This is a genomic window from Agarivorans sp. (assembly GCF_050295395.1).
GTDB lineage: Bacteria > Pseudomonadota > Gammaproteobacteria > Enterobacterales > Celerinatantimonadaceae > Agarivorans.
This window is the reverse complement of sequence record NZ_JBNKPP010000264.1, coordinates 1-3,589: the sequence shown is the minus strand read 5'-3', so window position 1 is coordinate 3,589 and position 3,589 is coordinate 1. Positions and strand designations below refer to the sequence as shown.

Genomic DNA, 3,589 nt, shown 5'->3' with positions numbered 1-3,589 from the left:
CTCACGAACGTTACCCGGCCAAGCGTGCGCCAATAGCTTTTGCTGAGCACTTAAACTCAATTCAAACTGACGATTGCTGTGACGCGTTAATAAATGTTGAGCCAATGGCAAAATATCGCCTTTGCGCTCAGCTAAGGGCCGCCAATGTAGAGGAAATACATTCAAGCGATAATATAAATCTTCTCTAAATTGGCCCAAGCGTACTATTTCTCGCATGTCACGGTTACTGGTAGCGATAACTCGAACATCAAGCTGAATCATCTTGCGGCTACCCAAACGTTCAACTTCACGCTCTTGCAATACGCGCAATAACTTGGCTTGTAAGCCTAAATCCATTTCACTAATTTCATCGAGCAAGATAGTACCGCCTTGGGCTTGCTCAAACTTACCTGGACAAGCTTTTATTGCACCGGTAAAGGCACCTTTCTCATAGCCAAACAAGGTCGCTTCTAACATATTTTCAGGAATGGCTGCGCAGTTAATTGCTACAAAGGCTTGGTCTTTTCGATTAGAGCAGTCGTGAATATAACGCGACAGTACTTCTTTACCGGCCCCGCTTGGCCCACTGATTAATACCGAGGCTTCTGAAGCTGCGACTTTTTGACTCAGCTTTAATAAGGCCTCAGTTGAAGCATCGCCATAAATTGGTTCTGTGGTTTCAACTTTGCTTGCTGGCGCATAACGGCCTACTTGGTTAAGCAAGACTTCAGGTGAGAATGGTTTAGATAAGTAATCAATCGCGCCATCACGCATCGCCGATACCGCATCGTCGATTTTCGCATACGCAGTCATCAATAATACTGGCGTTTGTGGCCATTTTTGTTTGATGTTTTTGAGTAGGCTCAGACCGTTCATACCACCCATTTGAACGTCACTCACCACTAAGTCCACAGTCACATCAGACAATAATAGCAAGGCCGATTCGGCGCTAGAGGCTTGTTCACAATCATAGCCGGCTAGCTGTAAGGTATCGACTAAGGCTTCGCGCAAACCGGCATCATCTTCAACAATCAGAATGGTAGATTGACTCATCTTAATGCCCTCCTACGGCCAGGTTTTGTTGGCAAACATCGGGTAAAGGTAGATCCACTACAAAGCGAGCCCCCTGTTCTGCGGCCTCTACCCTAATTTCTCCCTGATGGGCATTCACTACAGATTTCACTACAGCTAAGCCCAAGCCAGTACCGTTTTGCTTGGTAGTATAAAAGGGTTCAAAAATTCGGTTGGGATCAGCTTCTTTTAAACCGCCAGCCTGATCCTCGATAGCAATTTGCAAGGCGCCATCGCAATAAGCTGTAGAAACCAAAATATCGCTATTCGGCGCACTTTGTTGAGCGGCATTTTCCACCAAATTAGATAAGGCAGAAACCAAAGCATTGGCATTTACCAACAATGTAGTATTGGGCAGCTTAAGCGCCCGTTTAAAATTCACTTGATAACAACGCATACAGGCCTCGGTCGCCGCCTGTAAACGATCAATAATCTGTTCCACCGAAACATCGCTAACTACCATTTTCTCGCCGCTTTTAGCAAACAGCAGCATATCGTTAACTTGAGTTTCCAGATCGTTCAGCCTTGCCATCATTTTTCCCTGAAAATTCTCTCGGGCCTTATCGGATAAGGTTTTATTGGCGAGGTTAGAGCCATACAGCATGGCTGCCGATAAGGGGGTGCGTATTTGATGAGCCAAGGATGCGACCATTTTGCCTAAGGCAGACAAGCGTTGCAGCTTGGCCACATTGGCTTGCAGTTGCCGTGTATGGGTCATATCAGTCAATACGATTAATTGGCCTTGACGGTCTTGCAAAGGCGATAAACTCAACTGCACTCTACGCCCATCCACCAACGACAGTTCATGACCATCGTCAGCCTTAGGCGCGAATAAACGCGGCACCGCTTCTACCCAGCGTTGCTGTTCTATGTCTTCGCCGAGTAGCTGCTTTGCCACCGGATTGGCTCTTGATACATAGCCTTTATTGTCCAGCAACACCAAACCTGATGGCATTACATCAAAAATCTGAGACAAATTGTGCTCAGACAAATTACTGCTGGGTTGCTGTTGAGTGTGCAGTGAAAGCATTGAGTAAGCTCCGCGTCATAAAACCGTTAACACTGCTTACTCAATCAAGTTTCGTGCCATAAAAAACACATTTAAATTCAATGTATTAATGGCGAAAGGATGGTCTAGCCTTCTTTACTCAAACCGTATTTACGCATCTTTTCCACCAGCGTAGTCCGGCGCATTCCAAGTTGTTCAGCGGCTCGGGCCACTACACCGTCTTGCTGATCGAGGGCTTGTTTAATCAGGTCGACCTCGAGTTCGGCCAATAATTCTTTTAAGTTAACCCCTTCATCGGGCAATTGCTGTACCGCGCCCCAGCCATCATCTTCGGCCAAGTCACTCGGTTCTGCTTCAGAAAACAAACTCTCAGGACTAGGGTCAGAAAATACCGAAGCATCTTCATCGTTAAAAATGGCTAATAAGGCATCGCGCTCGGCTAGTTCGGGGCTGTAATTAGGCTCATAAGCTTCAGCATCAATATGGCGATATTTAGGCGGCAAATCATGTACATCAACAATTTGATTGGGATGCAAAATCAATAAGCGTTCAACTAAATTGGACAGTTCGCGTACATTCCCAGGCCATTGGTGTTGCATCAAAGACTCAACGGCTCGTTGGGTAAAGCGCACTACTGCCGCATGTTCTTCTTCATGGCGATTTACCAACTCTTGCAACAGCAGCGGAATATCGTCTTGGCGCTCGCGTAGAGACGGCATCTCAATCGGAAACACGTTCAAACGGTAATATAAGTCTTCGCGAAATTTCTCTTGTTCTATCATTCGCTCCAAGTGACGGTGGGTAGCCGCCACCACCCGCACATCAGCATGAATCGGCTTACTACCGCCCACCCGTTCAAACTGACGCTCTTGTAGCACCCGCAGCAGCTTAACCTGCATTGGCATGGGCATGTCACCAATTTCGTCTAAAAATAAGGTTCCGCCTTCAGCTAACTCAAAACGGCCTTTACGCATAGCAAAGGCGCCGGTAAATGCGCCTTTTTCATGACCAAACAGCTCACTTTCCAGCAGATCTGGTGGAATTGCGCCACAGTTAATCGGCACGAATGGGCCTTCACAGCGGGCCGAATGGTCATGAATGGCCTTCGCTACCACTTCTTTACCAGTACCTGACTCACCTAAAATTAGTACGTTAGCTTCTTTCCCAGCCACCTGTTCAATTAAATGGCGAATTTCCTGAATAGCGATGCCTTTACCAATTAAATTTTGGCGCAAGCGCTCGCTTCTCGCTGGAGTCGTTTTTCCAGGAAGATGAGTAAGATAGGCATCACAGTGGTGAAGTAATTGAGTGAGTTGTTCGTAACTAAAAGGTTGTTCTAAATGGCCTATTAAATTCGGTAAATCAGCGAGAGATTCTCCCTCACCGACACTAAGGAAAGGATACTGGGGAAACTGGGAGATAAGCGCGGCAACATCCTCAAACTGTTTGCTAATCACCACCACTTTGTCAGCACTATCTTGCTCGGCCAAACAATCAATTTGGCAGCTTTGACTAGGCTGCCCAATGAAC

3 protein-coding genes are annotated in these 3,589 nt (G+C 46.6%); all 3 read right to left on the bottom strand.

Annotated features, from left to right (window positions below):
* Nucleotides 1-1,032 (bottom strand): sigma-54-dependent transcriptional regulator (locus ACQY6Q_RS15390; protein WP_427982720.1); only part of this gene is annotated, 1,032 nt, incomplete at its 3' end.
* A gap of 1 nt (nucleotide 1,033) precedes the next feature.
* Nucleotides 1,034-2,080, bottom strand: a complete 1,047-nt coding sequence (locus tag ACQY6Q_RS15385; protein ID WP_427982719.1) for a sensor histidine kinase — start codon at nucleotides 2,078-2,080, stop codon at nucleotides 1,034-1,036.
* A gap of 104 nt (nucleotides 2,081-2,184) precedes the next feature.
* On the bottom strand, nucleotides 2,185-3,589 hold a 1,405-nt coding region (locus tag ACQY6Q_RS15380), incomplete at its 5' end, for a sigma-54 dependent transcriptional regulator (RefSeq protein ID WP_427982716.1).